This is a genomic window from Arthrobacter sp. BPSS-3 (assembly GCF_044628475.1).
Taxonomy (GTDB): domain Bacteria; phylum Actinomycetota; class Actinomycetes; order Actinomycetales; family Micrococcaceae; genus Arthrobacter.
The window spans coordinates 123635-142953 of record NZ_JBIMMV010000008.1 but is presented as its reverse complement, the minus strand read 5'-3'; the positions used below and the strand labels follow the sequence as shown (position 1 = coordinate 142953).

21 protein-coding genes are annotated in these 19319 nt (G+C 70.3%); 14 read left to right on the top strand and 7 right to left on the bottom strand.

What is annotated here, in order from left to right; all coding sequences use genetic code 11:
* Positions 1-128 precede the first annotated feature (128 nt).
* The 6 genes from ACFVY3_RS13495 to ACFVY3_RS13470 all read left to right on the top strand — a co-directional run bounded on the left by ACFVY3_RS13495 (position 129) and on the right by ACFVY3_RS13470 (position 3247).
* Positions 129-440 carry a rhodanese-like domain-containing protein gene (locus ACFVY3_RS13495; protein ID WP_400160096.1) on the top strand — a complete coding sequence of 104 codons (312 nt, stop codon included), beginning with the start codon at positions 129-131 and terminating at the stop codon, positions 438-440.
* A gap of 2 nt (positions 441-442) precedes the next feature.
* The gene (locus ACFVY3_RS13490; RefSeq protein ID WP_400160095.1) at positions 443-790 is read left to right on the top strand and encodes a metal-sensitive transcriptional regulator; all 348 of its coding nucleotides are present in this window, start codon (positions 443-445) and stop codon (positions 788-790) included.
* Between the two features lie 83 nt (positions 791-873).
* A complete protein-coding gene (locus tag ACFVY3_RS13485) occupies positions 874-1176 on the top strand; it encodes a rhodanese-like domain-containing protein (protein WP_400160094.1) in 303 nt (100 codons plus the stop codon).
* Positions 1177-1357: 181 nt separating this feature from the next.
* Positions 1358-1966, top strand: a complete 609-nt coding sequence (locus tag ACFVY3_RS13480) for a rhodanese-like domain-containing protein (RefSeq protein ID WP_377972544.1) — start codon at positions 1358-1360, stop codon at positions 1964-1966.
* A complete protein-coding gene (locus ACFVY3_RS13475) occupies positions 1963-2724 on the top strand; it encodes a sulfite exporter TauE/SafE family protein (protein ID WP_400160093.1) in 762 nt (253 codons plus the stop codon). Before ACFVY3_RS13480 ends, ACFVY3_RS13475 begins: the two co-directional genes overlap by 4 nt.
* 139 nt (positions 2725-2863) lie before the next feature.
* Positions 2864-3247 (top strand): STAS/SEC14 domain-containing protein, encoded by a 384-nt coding sequence (locus ACFVY3_RS13470; RefSeq protein WP_400160092.1) that lies wholly within the window; start codon positions 2864-2866, stop codon positions 3245-3247.
* A 40-nt stretch (positions 3248-3287) separates the two neighbouring features.
* Here the strand turns inward: ACFVY3_RS13470 and ACFVY3_RS13465 are convergent, their stop codons facing one another.
* Both ACFVY3_RS13465 and ACFVY3_RS13460 read right to left on the bottom strand, forming a co-directional pair.
* Positions 3288-3494: a DUF4177 domain-containing protein gene (locus ACFVY3_RS13465; protein ID WP_290256885.1), complete on the bottom strand. Its 207-nt coding sequence runs from the start codon at positions 3492-3494 to the stop codon at positions 3288-3290.
* 149 nt (positions 3495-3643) lie between these two features.
* A complete protein-coding gene (locus ACFVY3_RS13460; RefSeq protein ID WP_400160091.1) occupies positions 3644-5050 on the bottom strand; it encodes a rhodanese-like domain-containing protein in 1407 nt (468 codons plus the stop codon).
* Positions 5051-5291: 241 nt separating this feature from the next.
* On the opposite strand from ACFVY3_RS13460, the gene ACFVY3_RS13455 reads away from it, so the two are divergent.
* Positions 5292-5594, top strand: coding sequence for a DUF4193 domain-containing protein (locus ACFVY3_RS13455; protein ID WP_290256887.1), 303 nt, complete (start codon positions 5292-5294; stop codon positions 5592-5594).
* 31 nt (positions 5595-5625) lie between these two features.
* On the opposite strand, the gene ACFVY3_RS13450 is transcribed toward ACFVY3_RS13455, so the two are convergent.
* From ACFVY3_RS13450 to ACFVY3_RS13440, 3 genes are all read right to left on the bottom strand, one after another.
* The gene (locus ACFVY3_RS13450; RefSeq protein WP_400160090.1) at positions 5626-6258 is read right to left on the bottom strand and encodes a flavin reductase family protein; all 633 of its coding nucleotides are present in this window, start codon (positions 6256-6258) and stop codon (positions 5626-5628) included.
* Between the two features lie 170 nt (positions 6259-6428).
* Positions 6429-7178 carry a 3-hydroxybutyrate dehydrogenase gene (locus tag ACFVY3_RS13445; RefSeq protein WP_400160089.1) on the bottom strand — a complete coding sequence of 250 codons (750 nt, stop codon included), beginning with the start codon at positions 7176-7178 and terminating at the stop codon, positions 6429-6431.
* A 55-nt stretch (positions 7179-7233) separates the two neighbouring features.
* On the bottom strand, positions 7234-8610 hold the full coding sequence (locus ACFVY3_RS13440) for an MFS transporter (protein WP_400160088.1): 1377 nt from the start codon (positions 8608-8610) through the stop codon (positions 7234-7236).
* 163 nt (positions 8611-8773) lie between these two features.
* Here ACFVY3_RS13440 and ACFVY3_RS13435 point away from each other — a divergent pair, with 163 nt between their 5' ends.
* On the top strand, positions 8774-9682 hold the full coding sequence (locus ACFVY3_RS13435; RefSeq protein ID WP_400160087.1) for a LysR family transcriptional regulator: 909 nt from the start codon (positions 8774-8776) through the stop codon (positions 9680-9682).
* Here the strand turns inward: ACFVY3_RS13435 and ACFVY3_RS13430 are convergent.
* A complete protein-coding gene (locus tag ACFVY3_RS13430; RefSeq protein ID WP_400160086.1) occupies positions 9679-10641 on the bottom strand; it encodes a spermidine synthase in 963 nt (320 codons plus the stop codon). The genes ACFVY3_RS13435 and ACFVY3_RS13430 overlap by 4 nt on opposite strands.
* A gap of 194 nt (positions 10642-10835) precedes the next feature.
* Between ACFVY3_RS13430 and ACFVY3_RS13425 the strand changes: the two genes are divergently transcribed.
* The 6 genes from ACFVY3_RS13425 (at position 10836) to ACFVY3_RS13400 (ending at position 16046) form a co-directional block, all read left to right on the top strand.
* Positions 10836-11867 carry a hypothetical protein gene (locus ACFVY3_RS13425; RefSeq protein ID WP_400160085.1) on the top strand — a complete coding sequence of 344 codons (1032 nt, stop codon included), beginning with the start codon at positions 10836-10838 and terminating at the stop codon, positions 11865-11867.
* Positions 11864-12295: a phage holin family protein gene (locus tag ACFVY3_RS13420; protein WP_400160084.1), complete on the top strand. Its 432-nt coding sequence runs from the start codon at positions 11864-11866 to the stop codon at positions 12293-12295. Before ACFVY3_RS13425 ends, ACFVY3_RS13420 begins: the two co-directional genes overlap by 4 nt.
* A 14-nt stretch (positions 12296-12309) precedes the next feature.
* A complete protein-coding gene (locus ACFVY3_RS13415; RefSeq protein WP_400160083.1) occupies positions 12310-12885 on the top strand; it encodes a DUF3618 domain-containing protein in 576 nt (191 codons plus the stop codon).
* Positions 12886-12965: 80 nt separating this feature from the next.
* Positions 12966-14138, top strand: a complete 1173-nt coding sequence (locus ACFVY3_RS13410; RefSeq protein ID WP_400160082.1) for a YihY/virulence factor BrkB family protein — start codon at positions 12966-12968, stop codon at positions 14136-14138.
* A 76-nt stretch (positions 14139-14214) separates the two neighbouring features.
* On the top strand, positions 14215-15060 hold the full coding sequence (locus tag ACFVY3_RS13405) for a universal stress protein (protein WP_400160081.1): 846 nt from the start codon (positions 14215-14217) through the stop codon (positions 15058-15060).
* Positions 15042-16046: a zinc-dependent alcohol dehydrogenase family protein gene (locus tag ACFVY3_RS13400; protein ID WP_400160080.1), complete on the top strand. Its 1005-nt coding sequence runs from the start codon at positions 15042-15044 to the stop codon at positions 16044-16046. The genes ACFVY3_RS13405 and ACFVY3_RS13400 overlap by 19 nt, the downstream gene beginning before the upstream one ends.
* 43 nt (positions 16047-16089) lie before the next feature.
* On the opposite strand, the gene ACFVY3_RS13395 is transcribed toward ACFVY3_RS13400, so the two are convergent.
* On the bottom strand, positions 16090-19254 hold the full coding sequence (locus tag ACFVY3_RS13395) for an HAD family hydrolase (protein WP_400160079.1): 3165 nt from the start codon (positions 19252-19254) through the stop codon (positions 16090-16092).
* Positions 19255-19319: the final 65 nt, after the last annotated feature.

Here is a 19319-nt window from a genome sequence, read left to right as displayed (position 1 = left end):
AAATTATACCCCCGGGGGTATTTAGGCAAGCGTCGGCCGCAACTTTCTAAATACCCCTGGGGGTATCATCATGGAAGGAGATGAAGGCCACCGCGGCGGCCTCCGCCCCCCATGAAAGGACTGTGGACATGAAGAGCATTTCCGTGGACGACCTGGCTGCCTTGGGTTCCGGCGTCCCGATCATCGATGTCCGCGAGAAGGAAGAGTACGCCGAGGCCTCCGTGCCCGGCACCAGGAACGTCCCACTCTCCCGCTTTCAGCAGTCCATGGGCGACATCCCCGCCGGCCGGACCGTGTACATCATGTGCGCGTCCGGTGGACGGAGCTCGCGGGCGACGGCGGCGCTTACGGAGGCCGGGTATGACGCGGTCAACATCATGGGCGGCATCACCGAGTGGTACCGCAACGGCCACCCCGTGACCTACCAGGCCGGGCGCTAGGCATGGCCGCCTCCGTGGCCGCACCGTCGCCCGGAGCATCCCAGCACCGGACCGTCAACCGGCTCAAGCGGGCGCGCGGGCAGCTGACCGCACTGATCGACGCGATCGAGTCCGGCACGGACTGCCGGGAGGCCGTCACGCAGCTGGCGGCCGTCCGCGGGGCCCTGGACAAGGCCGGCTTCGAACTCATCTCCAGCGCCATGCGCGACTGCCTCGCCCCGGCCATGAACACCGGAACGACGCCGCCAGCCGCGATGGCCGCCGACGTCGGCACGGGCGCCACCGGCCCCGCCGCAGCGGCGCCGCCGACGCTCGAGGAACTCCAGGCACTCTTTCTTCGCCTTACCTGAGCCGCGGCACGGGCTATTGCACCCCCGCGCATCCCCAATTTCCCCTGACCCCGAATCCCCTGGCACCCCCGAAAGGCCACACCATGGACATCACCACCAACGAACTGAATGCCCAGATCAACAACGGCACTGACGCCCAGATCGTCGACGTCCGCGAAGCCGACGAGGTCGCCGCGGGCATGGTCGCCGGCGCGCGGCACATCCCCCTGGGCGAACTGCAGTCCCGGGTTGCCGAGCTGGACAAGTCCCGCCCCGTGGTGGCCGTCTGCCGCAGCGGCCGGCGCAGCGCCGCCGCCGCCGACCAGCTCGCCGCCGCGGGCTTCACCGCCTACACGATGACCGGCGGCATGCTCGACTGGTCCGCGAACGGCCTGCCGGTCGCCTAATCCCCACAGACCGCCCGGGCGGCGCGGACCCCCAACTGCGCCGTCCGGGCTTCCACCTGCCACGCCACCTGTACCCGGCATGCCGGGCACAGGAGCCGGCAGGCGGACGACGTCGTCCCCGCCTCCGTGGGTGCGCCGTCGGCACCACCCCGGTCCACCCCTTGCTAGACCGAAAGAGATTATGACTTCCACGAACGTCCCCACCCCCGCCGCCACGGCTCCCAAGTCCATCGACGCGGCAACGCTGAAGGCCTGGGAAGACAACCACGATGACCTGATGGTGATCGACGTCCGCGGCGGCGCCGAATTCGACTCGATGCACATCAAGGGCTCCTACCACGTGCCGCTGCCCCTGCTGAGCGAACATGCCGAAGAATTCGCCGCCAAGATGGGCACCCGCGTGGTGCTGGTTTGCCAGTCCGGCAACCGCGCGGAACAGGCCCGCAAGCACCTCGACGCCGTCGGCCTCGGCAGCGCCAGCGTCCTCACCGGCGGGGTTCCCGCCTACGCCGCCGCGGGCGGCAACGTCGTCAAGGGCAAGAACACCTGGGCCCTGGAACGCCAGGTCCGGATGACGGCCGGTTCACTGGTGCTCGCCGGCGTCGTCGGCAGCAAGCTCCTCTCCCCCAAGCTCGGCCTGCTGGCCGGCGGGATCGGCGCGGGCCTGACCTTCTCCGCGGCGACCAACAGCTGTGCCATGGGCCAGATGCTCTCCAAGATGCCGTGGAACCGCTCCGCCAACGAGCCCACCGCCCACCAGGCTCTGCAGAACCTGGGCGCCAAGTCATGATCATCACCGCGGCGGCCTTCGGCCTGATCGTCGGCGGCCTCCTCGGCCTGGTCGGCGGCGGAGGCTCCATCCTCGCCGTTCCCGCCCTGGTCTACGGCGTCGGGCTCCCGCTTTCCGCGGCGATCCCGACCTCGCTGGTCGTCGTCGGCGCCTCCTCGGCCGTCGCGGTGGTGCCCCGGCTCCGCAACGTGAACTGGCGCCTGGCTGTGATCATCGGCGCCGCCGGCACCGCCACCGCCTACCTTGGCGCCTACGTCAACCGGCTGCTGGACCAGAAGGTCCTGCTCCTGGCGTTCGCCGCCATCATGGTGATCGCGGGCGTCCGCATGATGATCCCGACCAAGGCCGCCGGCGGGTCCTGCGCCCTTCCCGGCGGCGGGGTGCACTGGCGCAGCTGCCTGCCCAAGGCGATCGCCACCGGCGCCGTCGTGGGCTTCCTGACCGGCCTGCTGGGCGTGGGTGGCGGCTTCCTGATCGTCCCGGCCCTGACGCTGGTCCTCGGCCTGCCGATGGCGGCCACCGTGGGGACGTCGCTGGTGATCATCGTGATCAACTCGGTTGCCGGCTTCGCCGCCCACCTGGGCGACCTGCACATCGACTGGGCCGTCACGGCCGCCTTCGCCGTGGCCGCCATGGCCGCGTCCCTGCTGGCCGGACGGCTCGGCACGAACATCCCGGACCGGATCCTCAAGCGCAGCTTCGGCATCCTGGTCCTGGCCGTCGCCGCCTACGTCACCGCCCAAGCCCTGCTCACCTAGCGGCGACACGGGCATCCCCCGCATCACCGGAATCGGAGCACCGAGAAAGCGCCGGACAGCAATCCGTTGTCCGGCGCTTTCGCGTGCCCCCGCCGCTGATCGTGACCCGCCCGGGGTAGGTTGGGCGCAGGAGGCGTAAATGAACGAGATTCTGATCGCGGACGGGAAGGGCCGGCTGGGCCTTCGCGGGCAATACTTCCACCTGGCCTGGGCCCCTGAGTCCGAGGTGGACGCCGACGACGCCCGTGCCTCCATCGAGGCGATGCGGAGCCTCAGCCCAACCCCGCGGCCGCTGCTGCTGGAGATTGCCGGAGTGACCCTGAGCAACCCGGCCCGGGCCGCCTTTGCCCACGCCCAGGCCGCCTCCGCCGTGGCGATGATCGGCTCCAGCGTGGTGGACACCATCATGGGGGCGGCCCTCAGCCGTCACGACCACTGCCCGCACGCCTACTTCACCTCCGAGCCGGAAGCCCTGGCCTGGCTGGACAGCCTCGCCGCCCAGCCGGCCGGCCAGGGCCACTGAGCCGGCCCCTCTACCGACCACTCAGCCGGCCGCCGGAAAGCTATCCCAGGCTCTCGAACACCAGCGTCGCTTGAATCCGGTCCCCGCCGGCGAGTCCCTTGCTGCCGCTGCTCGCAGTCGTGATGGTGTGCAGCCGGTAGCCCTTGGCCGCCTGGTCATTGATGGTCTTCTCGAGAGATGTCAGGTTTCCCGATCCGGTTCCCCATAGTTTTTCCTTGAGGATGACCTGCAAAACGACGTAGTGCATGAAGGGCGCCTTCCGTAACGGGACAAGTGGCAGCAAGCCTACAAGCCCGGCCCGGCGGCTCCAGGGAAGACCACGGGCGGGTTGTTTCCGGGCACGCAAAAAGGCGGCGGCCCGGGTTTCCCCGGGCCGCCGCCCTTGTGGTGCAGTGATTAGCCGGCGTTGACAGCGGACTTCTGCTGCTGTGCCGCCCAGGCGGCGTAGCTGCCGTCGAGTTCGACGACGTCGTAGCCGGCGCGGCGCAGGGCGCTGGCCGCTACGGAGTTCCGGACGCCGCTCTGGCAGTAGGAGACGATGGTGCCCTCCGCCGGAAGCTCGTCCAGGTGCCACATGACGCGGCCGCCGCTGAGCTGGTAGGAGCCGGGGATGTGGCCGGCGGCGTGCTCGGTCTTGTTGCGGACGTCCAGCACCATGGCGGCCTCGAAGCCCTCGAGTTCCTCGGGCTGGATCAGACGCGGCACGGAGACCGGCAGGCCTTCGAGCCCGGTGACGTACCCGGCGACTTTGTCGATGCCGACGCGGACCAGGTGGTCCCACATCTCCATTGCAGCGGTCTGGTCCGGGGCGAGCAGGACCAGCGGGGCCTTGTCCTTTTCGGGGTCGACCACCCAGGCGCCGAAGCTTGCGGTGGACTTGCCGGCCGGGACGTTGACCGAACCGGTGACGGTGCCCTCGTGGACCTGGGCGTTGGCGCGGGTGTCAACGAAGATGACCTTGTCCGCGGCGAGATCCTTGGCGACGTCGGCCGTATCCAACTCGGCCAGGGGTGCACGCTCGCCCATAACGGCGGGGCCTTCACGGTTTTCGCGCTTCATGCGGGCGAAGTAGGCGTGCGCATCCGGCTGCCCGTCGAGGAGTTCGTTGATGAAGCCTTCCTCGTCGTTGGCTGCCAGATACGGGCCCCACCAGGCGTAGAGGCGCTCGTAGCCCACAGTGGAAGACGGAATGGCGCCGAGAGCCTTGCCGCAGGCGCTGCCGGCGCCGTGGCCCGGGTGGACCTGGACGTGGTCCGGCAAGGTCAGGAACTTGTCCCGCAGGCTGGCGAAGAGCTGTTTGGCGCCCTCGAAGCGGGTGTCGACGCCGCCGGCGGCCTCGTCGAGGAGGTCCGGGCGGCCCAGGTCGCCGGAGAACACGAAGTCACCGGAGAGCAGGTAGCCGGGCCGGTCCGCGAACGCGCCGTCGGTGATGAGGAACGAGAGGTGTTCCGGGGTGTGGCCCGGGGTGTGGAGGGCCTTGACGGTGATGTTGCCGAGGGTGATCTCGTCGTTGTCGTTGAGGCGCTCGGCGTCGAAGCCGTACTGCCAGTCCGCCCCGCCCTCGCCGGAGACGTACGCGGTGGCGCCGGTGGCGGCGGCCAGCTCGCGGGTGCCGGAGAGGAAGTCGGCGTGGATGTGGGTCTCGGTCACCGCGACGATGGTCATCCCGTTGGCCGCCGCCAGGTTCTTGTACACGGCGATATCACGACGGGGATCGACCACCAGGGCCCGGCCCTTTGCCTGGCAGCCAATGAAGTAGCTGGCCTGGGCGAGGTCTTCGTCATAGATGCGCTCGATAAGCATGGGACTCTCTTTCGTTGGCGTCCAGGAGGAGGATCCTCCGGTGGTCTACACACAACGATAATACCCCCGGGGGTATGTTGCAAGCGCTGGCAATCCAGGCTGTGGACGCCCGCGAGCATGAGCCCGGACGGCCTCCAAGAGATGGCAGGGAAAGAGATTTCGGTGGGCGGGCACAAAATGGGGGTCGAGCGCGTTGTACCTGAACCAGCAACCAGACAGCAAAGAAAAGAGCACACCCCACGTGGCAACCGACTACGACGAAGTACGCCCCGACGTCGCCGAATCCCGCAACGCTTCCCTCGAAGCCCTGAAGTCCGCCAACTCCCCTGACGCCCGCAGCGTCGTGCTGGAACTCGACGAGGCCGACACGGTCGACGGCGTCGAACTCCCCGGCGCCGACCTTTCGGGCGAGGAACTGATCGTCCAGGTGATCCCGCAGGCCTCCGACGAGTTCACCTGCTACTCCTGCTTCCTGGTCCGGCACCGGTCCCAGATCGCCCGCGAAAAGGACGGTCACGCCTACTGCACCGATTGCGAAGGCTGACGGCGGCTCACCGCCACCACAGAAGAACCGGCTAGGCGCCGCGTTCGTCGCGACGGCGGAAAGAGCCCGGCCACTCGGACCGGCGGATCCGCTTGAGTTCCTCAACAGGTCCCGGCAGGCCCCATTCGTCCCGGCCCAGCCGGGACAGGGGGCCCAGCCGGTCGATCAGCGGATGGTCACCGGCCAGGACGTCCCCGGCCACCACGGCATGGGTGACCTCCCCGAAAATCAGGACACAATCCCCCATCGGCTGCGTCGCATGCAGCCGGCACTCGAAGGCCGCGGGCGACTCGGCCACACGCGGAACAGAGACTGTCCTGCCCGGCTCCCGGGTGAGGCCGGCGGCGTCGAACTCGCTCACGTCGGCCGGAAAATTCGTGCCGGTGGCGTTGACCTCGGCCATGAGCGAGGCGGGTGCGAAGTTCACCACGAACTCCCCGCGCTCCGTGATGTTCCGCAACGTGTCCTTCCGGCCCACCGAGGTGAACTGGAGGATGGGTGGCGTCACCGACGCCACCGTATAGAACGAATGCGGCGCGAGGTTGTCCACACCCTCCGCGGACGTGCTGGACACCCACGCGATGGGCCGCGGCACCACCAGAGCCGTGAGCAGCCGGTAGAACTCGGCGGAGGACAGGTCCGAGGGGCTGAAATCCTTGCGCATGGGCCCAGCCTAGCGAGGCCCGCGCCGGGACCCGGGACGCGGGGCACCGGGGCGGGGTGCCGGCTCGCCGGCGCCCCCACTCCCGCTTAACGGCAGAAATCCGCCCGGGCATCGCGCCCGGACGGATTCCCACCGATCTTCCCTCTTTCGGAACCGTCAGCCGGCCGCCCCTAGCGGGCGGACCAGCCGCCGTCCATGGTGTAGCTCGCGCCGGTGACCATGCCGGCGTCGTCGGAGGACAGCCAGGCCACCAACGAGGCGACCTCCTCCGGTTCCACGAGCCGCTTCACGGCCGCCTCGGTCAGCATGATCTTGGCCAGCACCTCGGACTCGGGGATGCCGTGGACCTTGGCCTGGTCCGCCACCTGCGACTCCACCAGCGGGGTCCGGACGTAGCCCGGGTTGACGCAGTTGGAGGTGACGCCGTGCGCGCCGCCCTCCAGCGCCGTGACCTTGCTCAGGCCCTCCAGGCCGTGCTTGGCCGAGACGTAGGCGCTCTTGAACGGCGAGGCCCGCAGCCCGTGGACCGAGGAGAGGTTGATGATCCGGCCGAAGTTGTTCGCATACATGTGCGGCAGCGCGGCGCGGATCAGCAGGAACGGGGCCTCCAGCATCAGGGTCAGGATTCGGCGGAAATCGGCCGGATCAAAGTCCTCGATGGGGCTGATCCGCTGGATCCCGGCGTTGTTGACCAGGATGTCGCAGTCCAGGCTGAGCGACTGCAGAGAGCCGGTGTCGAACAGGTCGACGGCCCAGGCGGAGCCGCCCACCTCGTCCGCGAGGGCGGTCGCGGCGGCCTCATTGACGTCGGCCACCACCACCTTCGCGCCGCGGGCGGCCAGGGCGCGGACCGTAGCCGCGCCGATGCCGCTCGCTCCGCCGGTGACCAAGGCCTTGCGGCCGTTGAGTGAGTTTTCCATATACCCAGCCTTCCAGTTCAGAATTTGACGAGTGCTGCGGGTGCTGCTGTCCGGGTCAGCGGACGGTGGCTACGGCCAGACCTTCGCGCTCGGCGTCGGCCCGGTCCACGTCCTCCAGTGCGATGCCCTTGGTTTCCTTCAGGGTCAGCACGGTGGCCGCGGTGATGACGCATGCCACCACGAGGTAGATGGCGATGGGCAGCCAGGAGTTGGTGTCCTTGAGCCAGGCGGTTGCCAGCAGCGGTGCCAGCGAACCGGCGAAGATCGAGGTGACCTGGGAGCCAAGGGAGACGCCGGCGTAACGCATCCGGGTGGGGAACAGCTCGGCCATCAGGGCCGGCTGGCCGGCGTACATGAAGCCGTGCAGGCAGAGGCCGATGGTCACGGCCAGGACGATGACGACGGCGTTCTTGGTGTCGAACATCGGGAAGGCGAAGAACGGCCAGGTGGCGCCGGAGATGGCACCGACGAGGTACACGGGCTTGCGGCCCCAGCTGTCCACCAGGCGGCCGATCTGGGGGATGATCAGGAAGTGCACCAGGTGCGCGATCAGCAGGGCCAGCAGCAGGGACGAGGTGTCGTACTTGTCCACGGTCTTCAGGTAGACGATCGAGAAGCTGACCACCAGGTAGTACATGATGTTCTCGGCGAAGCGCAGGCCCATGGACTGCAGGATGCCCTTCGGGTACTTGCGGATGACTTCGCGGACGCCGTAGCTGGCGGCCTGCTCGGCTTCCAGCTGCGCCTTGGCCTCCAGGAAGATCGGTGCCTCGGAGACGTTCGTGCGGATGTAGTAGCCGACGAAGACGATCACGGCGGAGAGCCAGAACGCCACGCGCCAGCCCCAGCCGAGGAAGTCGGCGGCGCTCAGGGTGTTGGACATGATGAACAGCACCAGCGTGGCCAGCAGGTTGCCCACCGGCACGGCGGCCTGCGGCCAGCTGGCCCAGAATCCGCGGCCCTTGTCCGGGCTGTGCTCGGCGACCAGGAGGACCGCGCCGCCCCACTCACCGCCCAGGGCGAAGCCCTGGATGAAGCGCAGGATGACCAGCAGGGCCGGGGCGAGGTACCCGATGTCGACGAAGCCCGGGAGGCAGCCCATCAGGAAGGTGGACACGCCGATGATGACGATGGTCAGCTGCAGGGTGGGCTTGCGGCCCAGCTTGTCGCCGATCTGGCCGAAGACGATGCCGCCCAGCGGCCGGGCGATGAAGCCGACGGCGTAGGTCAGGAAGGCCTGGATGATGCCGTCCAGGTCGTTGCCAGTGGAGGGGAAGAAGTACTTGCCAAAGACCAGGGTGGCTGCGGTGGCGTAGAGGAAGAATTCGTACCACTCGACGACTGTTCCCACCATGGAGGCGGCGACGATTTTCTTGAGGCCCTCGCCCTTGCGGGCGGCAGGCGGTGTTGCGGAGCGCTGTTCTACGCTCATAAATAACTCCTAGGTGTCCACGGCGACACAGTGTGTGGTGCTTACCGTCGCGGTGCAATCAGCTGTGATGCACGGCACTGAAAATGGGCTTCATCGAGTATCGCCGCAGATTCTTCGCCGCTCAATGGCCAAAGCGGCACGATGTGTGTGCAGAATTGCAGATATGCATCTCAATCCGGACGACCTCCTGGTGCTGCTTGCCGTGTCCCGCTCGGCGAAATTCACGACGGCGGCGCAGTCCCTGGGCCTGAACCACACCACGGTCTCGCGCCGGATCGCCGCCCTGGAGAAGGCGCTGGGCGGGCGGGTCCTCTCCCGCGCCGCGGGCGGCTGGGAGCTGACGGACCTGGGAGCCGCCGCCGTCGCCGTCGCCGAGGAGGTGGAGGGCGCCGTACGCTCCCTCGAGGAACCGGGGAAGACGCCGGACCCGGTGACCGGCGTCGTCCGGATGACCGCGACGGATGCCTTCAGCGCCTACATCGCCGCCCCGGCGGTGGCGAAGCTGCGCCGCCAGCACCCCGGGCTGAGCGTGGAAATCATCACCGTGACCCGGCGGGCACTGCAGCAGCGCTCCGGCCTGGACATCGAGGTGGTGGTGGGCGAACCGCAGGTGCACCGCGCCGAGGCCTCGCGGCTGGGCGAGTACATGCTGGGGATGTACGCCTCCCGCGATTACGTGGCCGAGCACGGTACGCCCGCTTCGCTCGCCGAACTGGAGAGCCACCCGCTGGTCTACTTTGTCGACTCGATGCTGCAGGTGGATGACCTCGATGCCCCGCGCAGGCTGGTGCCGACCATGCGCGACGGGCTCAGCTCGACCAACGTTTTCGTGCACATCGAGGCCACCCGGGCCGGCGCCGGGGTGGGGTTCCTGCCCTGCTTCGCCGCGGACCTGCACCCGGACCTGGTGCGGCTGGTGCCGGACCAGGTCGCCGAGATGCTGCCCTACTGGATGGTGCTGCGGCCCGATTCGCTCCGCCGGCCCGCGGTGGCCGCCGTCGTCCAGGCCCTCCGCGAGGGGACGGACGCGCACCACGACGCACTGATGGGTCTCGGCATGTCCCGGGCTTAGGGGTGCGCCGGGCTCTCCGGCTGGGCTGGATTCTCCAGGGAGGCGGGGGCGGCGTCGTGCCGGACGGCCGCGCCGGCGGCAAAGGAGCGGACCTGAGCGTCGTCCCACAGGTGAGCCGGCACGCCGCCGCCCAGCAGCCGCCGGGCCAGGCCCGGATCCCCACCGAGCGGTTCGTCGCTCCCGGCGATGATCATATTGCCGTAACGCCGCCCCTTGAGCATGGCCGGGTCGGCGATGATGACGGTGTGCCGGAAGGCCCCGGCGATGGCGGCCGCGTCCTCGCGGGCGTTGGTCAGCGCAGGGGCGTCCCCGGAGTTAACGACGTAGACGCCGCCCGGGCCAAGGAGACGCTTGGCATGGCCAACGAACTCGGCGGTGGTCAGCGGCCGCGGGGTCTGTGAGCCCGCGAAAACGTCCCGGATGATCAGGTCCCGGGTTTCGGGCGTCAGCGATTCGGTGACCACCCGGGCCTCCCCGACCCGGAGCCGCAGCAGCGGGGCCTTGGGCAGGTCGAACCAGCCGCGGACGTATTCCGCCAGCTTGCCATCCAGCTCCACCACCACCTGCCGGGCCTCCGGGTAGGCGGCATGGACGTAACGGGCCAGCGAGCACGCCCCGCCGCCCAGGTGCAGCGCACGCAGCCGGGGCGAGGCCGCCGTCGGCCAGCGGGACTCGACCAGGGCGGCAATCCAGCGCATGTATTCGAAGTCCAGGAACAACGGGTCCGCCAGGTCGATATGGGAGCTCATCACGCCGTTGATCCGCAGCAGCCAGCCGGTGGAATTGTCCTGGTCCGGAACGAGTTCGCAGTCTCCGGTATCGATATTGTAGACACCCGCCACGGGCCCGGTTTTACCCGCCCCCCTTGCCGTGTCGGGGGCCCCGGAACCGGCCTGCCGCCCCTGCGTTTCCTCGGCCGCGGCGGCTCCGCGCCGGGCGGCCCTGCCCTTCTTCGCCATCAGCCGTCAGCCCTCTCGCCCATGCCCCAACCCTATCGGCCCGTCCCGGACCAAGTCCCGGGCGGCCCTTGTGAACGGAAGCAAAGTTTGCTTACTATTTGTTAGTAATCATGCTTACTATTCGGGTTCCGGTGCTGCCGCACGGCGGCCGGGCCTCAGATCTAAAAGCGGATCTTCAAGGAAAGAGAGCGACGATGACAGAGAACCAATGGCCCCAGGACGGCACCTACGGCACGCCGGGTGACGCGCAGGACGAGCTGCGCCCCCGCACCACGTTCCCATCGGCGGCAAACTCCGGCACGGAGCATGTCAGCACGGAGCATGCCGGCACGGGTTACCCCGCGACGGAGTACCCGGCTGCAGGGACCACCGGCGGTTACGCTGGCGGACAGGCGTCCTCCGGCACCGGCTCCTTCGACACTGACTCCTACAGCACCGACTCGTACAGCACCGACTCGTACAGCACCGGCGGAACCGGAACGTCGTCCAAGACCGACGCGGCCAAGGATGAGGCCGCTGAGGTCAAGGACCAGGCCGTTGACTCGGCCCAGAACGTCGCCGAGACCGCTAAGACCGAGGCAGCCAATGTCGCCTCCGAGGTCAAGAGCAACGCCCGCGACCTGCTGGACCAGGCCCGTACGGACCTGACCGAGCAGGCCGGCAACCAGCAGCAGAAGGCCGCCCAGGGGCTGCACTCGATCTCCAGCGAACTCCACACCATGGCCCGCGCCTCGGACCAGCCCGGCGTCGCCACCGACCTGGTCCGCCAGGCCGCCGAGCGCTCCGCCTCCGTCGCCACCTGGCTGGAGAACCGGGATCCGGGCTCGCTCCTGACCGAGGTCAAGTCCTTTGCACGCCAGCGGCCCGGCGCCTTCCTGCTGGCAGCCGCCGGCGCCGGCATCCTGGCCGGCCGCCTGAGCCGCAGCCTCAGCGCCGGTGCCCCGGAGCAGTCCGCCAACGGCTCCGCCGGCGCCGCCTCCCGCGCACCGCAGCCCGTCACCCGGGTGCCCGATGCCGGCGTCGCGGTTCCGCCGCCGCCGGTGCAGTACCCGGAAGCCACCACGGCGGCCAACGCGGACACCTACCCGCCCAACCCGCTGGAGGGAGAGGGCTCCGGCGCCCACGCCGGGAGCTGGGCCGAGGACCCGCTGGAGGCGGATCCGTACCGCGTCGATCCCGGCGTCGACCCGGACCGTAAGGACCCGTTCGACGGCGGACGCCGATGAGCACCGAGATGCCGCTGGGCGCCCACGCCCAGGCCACGGACGCCCACGTGAAAGCGGAGACCACCTCCCTGGGTGATTTGCTCGGGGACGTCACCCGGGATCTTTCCACCCTGATGCGCCAGGAACTGGAGCTCGCGAAGGCGGAACTGAAGCAGACCACCAGCCGGGCCGGGAAAGGCAGCGGCCTGCTGGCCGGCGCCGGAGTGGCGGGCCACTTTGTCCTGCTGTTCCTCTCCCTGGCCCTCTGGTGGGGCCTCGGGACCCTGATGGGACTCGGATGGTCCGGCGTCATTGTCGCCGTCATCTGGGGCATCATCGGCGCCGTCATGGCCTCCATTGGCCGCAAGGAGCTCAAGGCGATCAAGGGTCTCCCCCAGACCGCCGAGACCATCCAGGAAATTCCCCCCACTCTCAAGCCCAGCCACTAAAGCGAGGAAAGACAATGAGTCAGAACCCGGATGCCATCCGTGCCGACATTGAAGCAACCCGCGCACGGCTCGGAACCAACGTCGACGCCGTAGCGGACAAGGTCACCCCGTCCAACATCGTCCAGCGCCAGACCGACAAGGTCAAAGACGCAGTCTTCGGAGCGAAGGAGAAAGTCATGGGAGCAGCCGACCACGCCGGCAGCAGCACCGGAGCGCACTTCAGCGATGCCGGCTCTGCTGTTTCCGACGCACCCCGCCAGGTGAAGGCCAAGACCCAGGGCAGCCCGCTCGCCGCAGGCCTCATCGCCTTCGGCGCCGGCCTCCTGGTCTCCGCCCTGATCCCGGCCAGCCAGAAGGAACGGGAGGCTGCCGATGCACTGAAGTCGGCAGCCGAGCCGCTCACCACGGAGCTGGGCCAGGCGGCACAGCACGTGGCCGAGGGTCTCAAGGAACCCGCCCAGGCAGCCGTGGAAAACGTCAAGGCCACCGCCACCGACGCGGCCCAGAACGTCAAGGGCGAGGGCCAGACGGCCGTCGCCGACGTCAAGGACCGCGCCGCCGACGCCAAGGACAATGTCCAGCAGGCTTAGCCTGACCCGGATGGCGGCCGGCTGCCCCCGCTGATGCGGAGGCAGCCGGCCGCTGCGCTTAACCACGAAAGAAGATTCCGATGGCCAAGAACCTCACCCAGGCGCACACTGGCTCCATGGACGACGCCGAGACCGCCACCAGCAGCACCGCCAAGGCCCGCACGTCCCCGTCTCCTGAGGACGCCCGCAAGCCGGACCGCCCCACCGACGTCACCAAACCCTCCTGGAAGTACATCGCGCGAAAAACCCTGCGCGAGTTCACCAAGGACCAGTGCCCGGACCTGGCGGCAGCGCTGACCTACTATTCGGTGCTCTCCATCTTCCCCGCCCTGCTGGCACTGGTGTCCCTGCTGGGGCTCTTCGGCGACGCGCAGAAGACCACCGGTGCGCTGCTGGACATCGTCCAGGGCATCGCGCCGGGGCAGACGGTGGACACGATCCGCCCGCTGATTCAGGAACTGACCAGCTCCTCCGCGGCAGGCCTGACGTTCGTACTCGGCCTCCTGACGGCTATCTGGTCCGCGTCCGGTTACGTGGGCGCCTTTGGCCGCGCCATGAACCGGGTCTACGAGACCGACGAGGGCCGGCCGTTCCTGAAGCTGCGCGGCACCATGCTGGGCGTCACCGTGGTCAACCTCCTGCTGGTGGTGGTCATCGCCGCCATGCTGGTCCTCAGCGGGCCGGTGGCCGAGTCCGTGGGCAACCTGATCGGCCTGGGTGGCGCCTTCCTGATGGTGTGGAACATCGCCAAGTGGCCGGTCATGCTGGTGCTGCTGATCGTCGCGATCGCCATCCTCTACTACGCCACCCCCAATGTGAAGCAGCCGAAGTTCCGCTGGTTGAGCATGGGCTCGGCGATCGCCCTGGTGGTCTTCCTGCTGGCCTCGGTGGCCTTCGGCTTCTACGTCGCCTACTCCAACAGCTACAACAAGACCTACGGCGCGATCGGCGGCGTCATTGTGGCGCTGCTCTGGCTCTGGATCCTCAACATGTCGCTGCTGTTCGGTGCCGAATTCGACGCCGAGACCGAGCGCGGCCGCGAACTGCAGGCCGGGATCGAGGCCGAGGAAACCATCCAGCTGCCGCCGCGGGACACCAAGAAGAGCGACAAGCTGCAGGCCCAGGAGGAAGAGGACATCCGCCGGGGCCGGGAGCTGCGCGAGGAGCACGCCCGCCAGGCGTCTGAGGAGCAGGCCGCGGGTCACGGCACCGGTCACGGGTCTGACGGCCGCCGCGGGGACAAAAGCCCCTAGCCTCCGCTCGGGCGGGCGGTCTGTACTGAGTTGAAGCCGCACTGCTGGGGTGCCGTCCGCCTACCCGGGAGGATCCATGCCGGCAACCGCAGCAGGCCCGCGCGCCGCCGTCGTGGCCGGTTATGACGACTCCGATTCCGCCCGGCTGGCCGTTCGCTGGGCGGCCCGGCGCGCCGCCGCCGTCAAGCGCCCCCTCGAGGTGGTGCACGCCTGGGTCTGGCCGGTTTTCACCTCCAACCTGGGCCCGGTCGGCGGCGTGGCCGGCAGCGGGCTTCGCCACGCCGCAGAGACCATCCGCGACTCCGGAGCGGCCATTGCGCGAGCCGCCGCCCCCGGCCTGACGGTCACCGCCCGGATGCTGCCGGGGCTTCCGGCCCAGGTGCTGCAGGACGCGGCCCGGGGGGCGGCACTGCTGGTGGTGGGCAGGCGGGGACTCGGCGGCGTGCTGGGCAGGATCGCCGGCTCCGTTTGCGCCGACCTCGCAGCCTCCGCGCCCTGCCCACTGATGGTGGTCAGGCGGCTCACCCTGCCGGGCCAACCGGTGACGGCCGCCATCGACGCCGACCCGGCACGGACCGCCGTCGTAGCCCAGGCCGCGGCCCTCGCCGCCGCGACGGGCACCGGCCTCGAGATTCTCCACGTCGCGCCGGAGCGCGGCGCCCGCCGGGCCGGGGACGCGTTCCTAGCGGACGCCGTCGCCGAGGCCCGCTGCCTGGCCCCCGGGCTGGACGTCACCGGCGCCCTGATCCCCGGGCGGCACGTGGCCCGCGAGCTCTCCGCCGCTGCGGCCGGGGCCGACGTCCTGGTCCTGGGGACCCACCACCGCGGAACCGGCCCGGGGAACACCGTGTCCGCGGTCCTGAACCAGGCACCCTGCAACGTCCTCATTATCCGGAAAGACCCATGCGCGCCTGGTGGGTAGGCCGGCCCGGGCCCGCGGACACCGGTCCGCTGGTGGCCGGCGAACGGCCCGACCCCGTCCCCGGCCACGGTGAGGTTCTGGTCCGGGTGCGTGTCTGCGGCGTGTGCCGGACCGACCTGCACCTGGCCGAGGGGGACCTGCCCCCGCGGCGGCCCGGCGTGGTGCCCGGGCATGAGGTGGTGGGCGACGTCGTCGCGTCCGGACCGGGGGCGGACCGGTTCCAGCCCGGCGAGCGCGTGGGGGTCGCCTGGCTCGGGGGCACCTGCCGGGTGTGCCGGTTCTGCGTCCGCGGGCAGGAGAACCTCTGCCTAACGCCCACCTTCACGGGCTGGGACCGCGACGGCGGCTACGCGGAACTGGTGACCGTGGCCCAGGATTTCGCCTACCGGCTCCCCGAATCCTTCCGGGACGAGGAGGCCGCCCCGCTGCTGTGCGCCGGGATCATCGGCTACCGGGCCCTGCTGCGCGCCGACCTTCCCGTGGGCGGCCGGCTCGGCATCTACGGCTTCGGTGCCTCCGCCCACCTTGCCGCGCAGGTGGCCCTCTACCGGGGAGCCAGCGTCTATGTCATGACCCGCTCCCCCGCGGCCCGCGCCCTCGCGCTGGAGCTGGGCGCCGTGTTCGCCGGCGACGCGGACGAGCCGCCCCCGGATCCGCTGGATTCGGCCATCCTGTTCGCCCCGGTGGGAACCCTGGTGCCGCCGGCGCTGCGGGCGCTGGACCGCGGCGGCACCCTCGCCGTCGCCGGCATCCACCTCAGCGACATCCCCGCCCTGAACTACGCCGCCGAGCTCTTCCAGGAACGTCAGCTGCGCAGCGTCACCGCCAACACCCGGGCCGACGGGGAGGAGTTCCTCCGGATCGCCGCGGAGATACCGCTTCGGCCCAGCACCACCGCCTATCCGTTCGAGGATGCCGGCCGGGCCCTCCGGGACTTGGCCGCGGACCGGGTGACCGGCGCCGCCGTCATCCGGGTGAGGGACTGAGCGCCATCGGCGTCGGGCCGGGCGCCCAGTGCGCGAGGAGCCGTCATTGCTCCGCCCGGAACTCGTGCCGCTGCCCGGCCTGCAGGAACACCTCCTGCTGCCCCACCCGGACCAGCACCGGCGCGGCGTCGCCCGGGGCTGCGGTGACGGCCAGCCGTCCCGGTTCCAGGTGCACCGCCAGCAACTGGTCCCGGTACCGGACCTGGAAGCCGACCCGGCGCAGCTCGGCCGGGAGACGGGGCGTAAAGGTCAGCGCGTCCCGGGTGATCCGGAGGCCCGCGAAGCTGCGCTGGACGACGTCGATGGTTCCCGCCATCGCACCCAGGTGGATGCCCGAGCTGGTGGTGCCGCCCTGGGTGTCGTCGAGGTCGGCGTCGAGCGCCTCACGGAAGGTGGCCCAGGCCTGCTCAGGGTCCCGCTGGGCCAGGACCGAGGCGTGCGCCACCCGGCTGAGGGTGGAGCCATGCGCGGTGCGGGCCAGGTAGTAGTCCACGGTGGCGGCCAACTGCTCCGGGGTGACCGGGTAACCGAGCCGGGCCAGGAACCCGGTGAGCTGGTCTTCGCCCAGGACGTAGAAGAGCATCAGCACGTCAGCCTGCTTGGCCAGCCGGTAGCGGTTGGGACTGTCCCCCTCCGCCTCGAGGATCAGGTCCAGGCGTTCGATGTTCCGGTAGCGGCGGCGGTACCCGGCCCAGTCCAGCTCCCGGAGCTCGCCATAGCCGGCGAACTGGCTGATGATGCCCTCGCCGTGGAAGGGCACGAACATCCGCCGGCTCAGCCGCGCCCACCGGGTGATCTCCGCCGTCGTGATCCCCAGCCGGGCCTTCAGGTCCTCCATGTCAAAGCCCCTGACCGAGCGCATAATCCATTCGGCCTGGTCGAAGACCCAGGCGGCCATGACGTTGGTGTAGGCGTTGTCCGCCAGGCCCGCGTCCGGGTGCTCCGGGGGTCCGGTGTGGTACTCGTCCGGGCCCATGACGCCGCGCAGGTGGAAGCGGTCGTCCGCGGGGTCGTGCTCGGCCATCGACGCGAACAGCCGGGCCACCTCCACGATCAGTTCGGCGCCGTGCTGGGTCAGCCAGCCGCGGTCCTGGGTGGCCTCGAAGTACTGCCAAGCGTTGTAGGCCACGGCCAGCCCCACGTGCCGCTGCCGGTGGGAGTAGTCCGGCAGCCAGTGGCCCGACAGCCTGTTGTACAGCAGGCTGGGGGTCTGTTCGGTGCCGTCGCTGCCGCTCTGCCAGGGGAACAGGGCGCCGGAGAGGCCTGCCGCCCGGGCCGCGTCCCGCGCCGTCCCCAGCCGGCGCCACCGGTAGTCCAGCAACTCGCGGGCCAGGGACGGCAGCCGCGAGTTCAGCACCGGCAGGACGAAGAGCTCGTCCCAGAAGACGTGCCCCCGGTAGCCCTCCCCGTGCAGGCCGCGGGCCGGGACGCCGGCGTCCAGCTCGGCGGTGTGCAGGGTGAGGGTCTGCAGCACGTGGAAGACGTGCAGGTTGAGGATCAGCTGGGCCTGGGAGGGGGCATCCGAGTCGATGATGAACGGGGCCAGCAGCAGGGACCAGGCCCGCTCGTGGTCGGCCAGCAGCTGGTCGAAGGTGCCGGCGCGGGCCAGCACCGCCTGCGCTCCCGCCAGCGGCGAGGACACCGCATGGTCCCGAGAGGTGGCCACCGCAACGGTCTTGGTGACCGTGACCGGGGCTCCCTCCCCCACGGCGGCCTCCAGGCGGTGGGCGTAGAGGCCGGCGGACTGGTGGTAGGCGGTGTTCGCCGGGCCGGAGGCCTCGGTGCGCAAGGCCAGCGCGATCCCGATCCGGCTGCGGCTGGTGCGGACCTGCACGTCGAGGCCGACGGCGCCCGGGCCGGGTGCGTTGGCGGGGTTTTCCACCGCCTGCACCCCGGTCAGGTGGCGCTGGGCGAGGCCGGCGTCCTCGGGGACGTTGGCGTTGCGCACCGCGGTGTCGCAGCCGCTGCTGATGCTGATCCGGCCGCTCCAGCCCGCCGCGCTGATAACGGTCTCCAGGGCCGCGAGGTGCGGTTCGGCCATCGATACCAGCCTCCGCTGCACCACCCGCAGCCGCCGCCCGGCGTCGTCCTCCAGCTCCGCCTCCCGGGTCAGCAGCGCGCGTTTCAGGTCCAGGGTGCGCCGTTCCCGGCGCAGCCGCAGCCCGCCCTCCGACCACCACGGCCCGTCCTCGATCCGCAGGTCCAGGTGCAGCCAGTCCGGGATGTTCACCATGTGCTCGTCCGTGGTCCGCTGGCCCTCCACCGTGCTGGTGAGCCGGTTGTACACACCGGCCAAGTAGCTCCCGGGGTAGTGGATGGGGCCGGCGCGCTGTTCCGGGGCCGTCCCGCGGGTGGCCAGGTAGCCGTTGCCCAGGGTGGTCAGCGCTTCCCGGTGCCCCTCGTGCGCCGGATCGAAGCCCTCGTAGACCAGCAGCCAGGGGTGGGTGATGACCAGGCCTATGTCCAGTTCGCTGACGTCCTCCACCACGATGTCCGCGCCGGCGGCCTCCAGGTCCGCGCGGTGTCCGTCCCGGTCGATGCCGACCACCAGCCCGAAGCCGCCTCGGCGTCCCGCCCGCACCCCGGCCACCGAGGCTTCGATCACCATGGCCCGGCGGGGCGGGATGTCCAGCTTCCGGACCGCCTCCAGCGGCAGGGCGGGGGCGGGTTTCCCCGGCAGGCCCCGGTGCGCGGCGGTCTGCCCGTCGGCGATCTGGTCGAAGGCGCCGTCGAGTCCGACGGCGGCCAGCAGCGGTTCCGCGTGCGGGGCGGAGGTGGCCAGCAGCACCGGAACGCGGCCGGCCCGGAGCCGTTCCAGCAGGGCGACGGAGCCGGGGTAGGCCCGTGGCGGGTCGGCCGCCAGCGCCGCAGCGAAGAGCTGGTCCTGCCTGGCGCCCAGCCCCGCCGCCGTCCACTCCCCCGGCGGGTCGGCGGGGTGTCCGGCCGGCAGCGCCGCCCCGCGGGAGGCCAGGAAGTCCGCCACCCCCTCGGCGGGGGTTCGGCCGTCCAGATAGGCGGTGAAGTCGGCGCCGGTGGGCGGGCCGCGCCGGGCGGTGGGCGGCAGCCGGGGGTCACGCAGGACCTCGTCCAGCAGGATCCGCCAGGCCGCGGCGCGTTGTTCGGCGGTATCCAGCAGGACGCCGTCGAGTTCGAAGACGACGGCGTCCACCGGCGCCAGTGCTGCGGCGACTGTGGGCGAGACCGTCATGCGTTATTCGTACCAGCCTTCCCGGGCGTGCGACAGGCCCGCGTCACGGTCAGCGGTGCACCTAA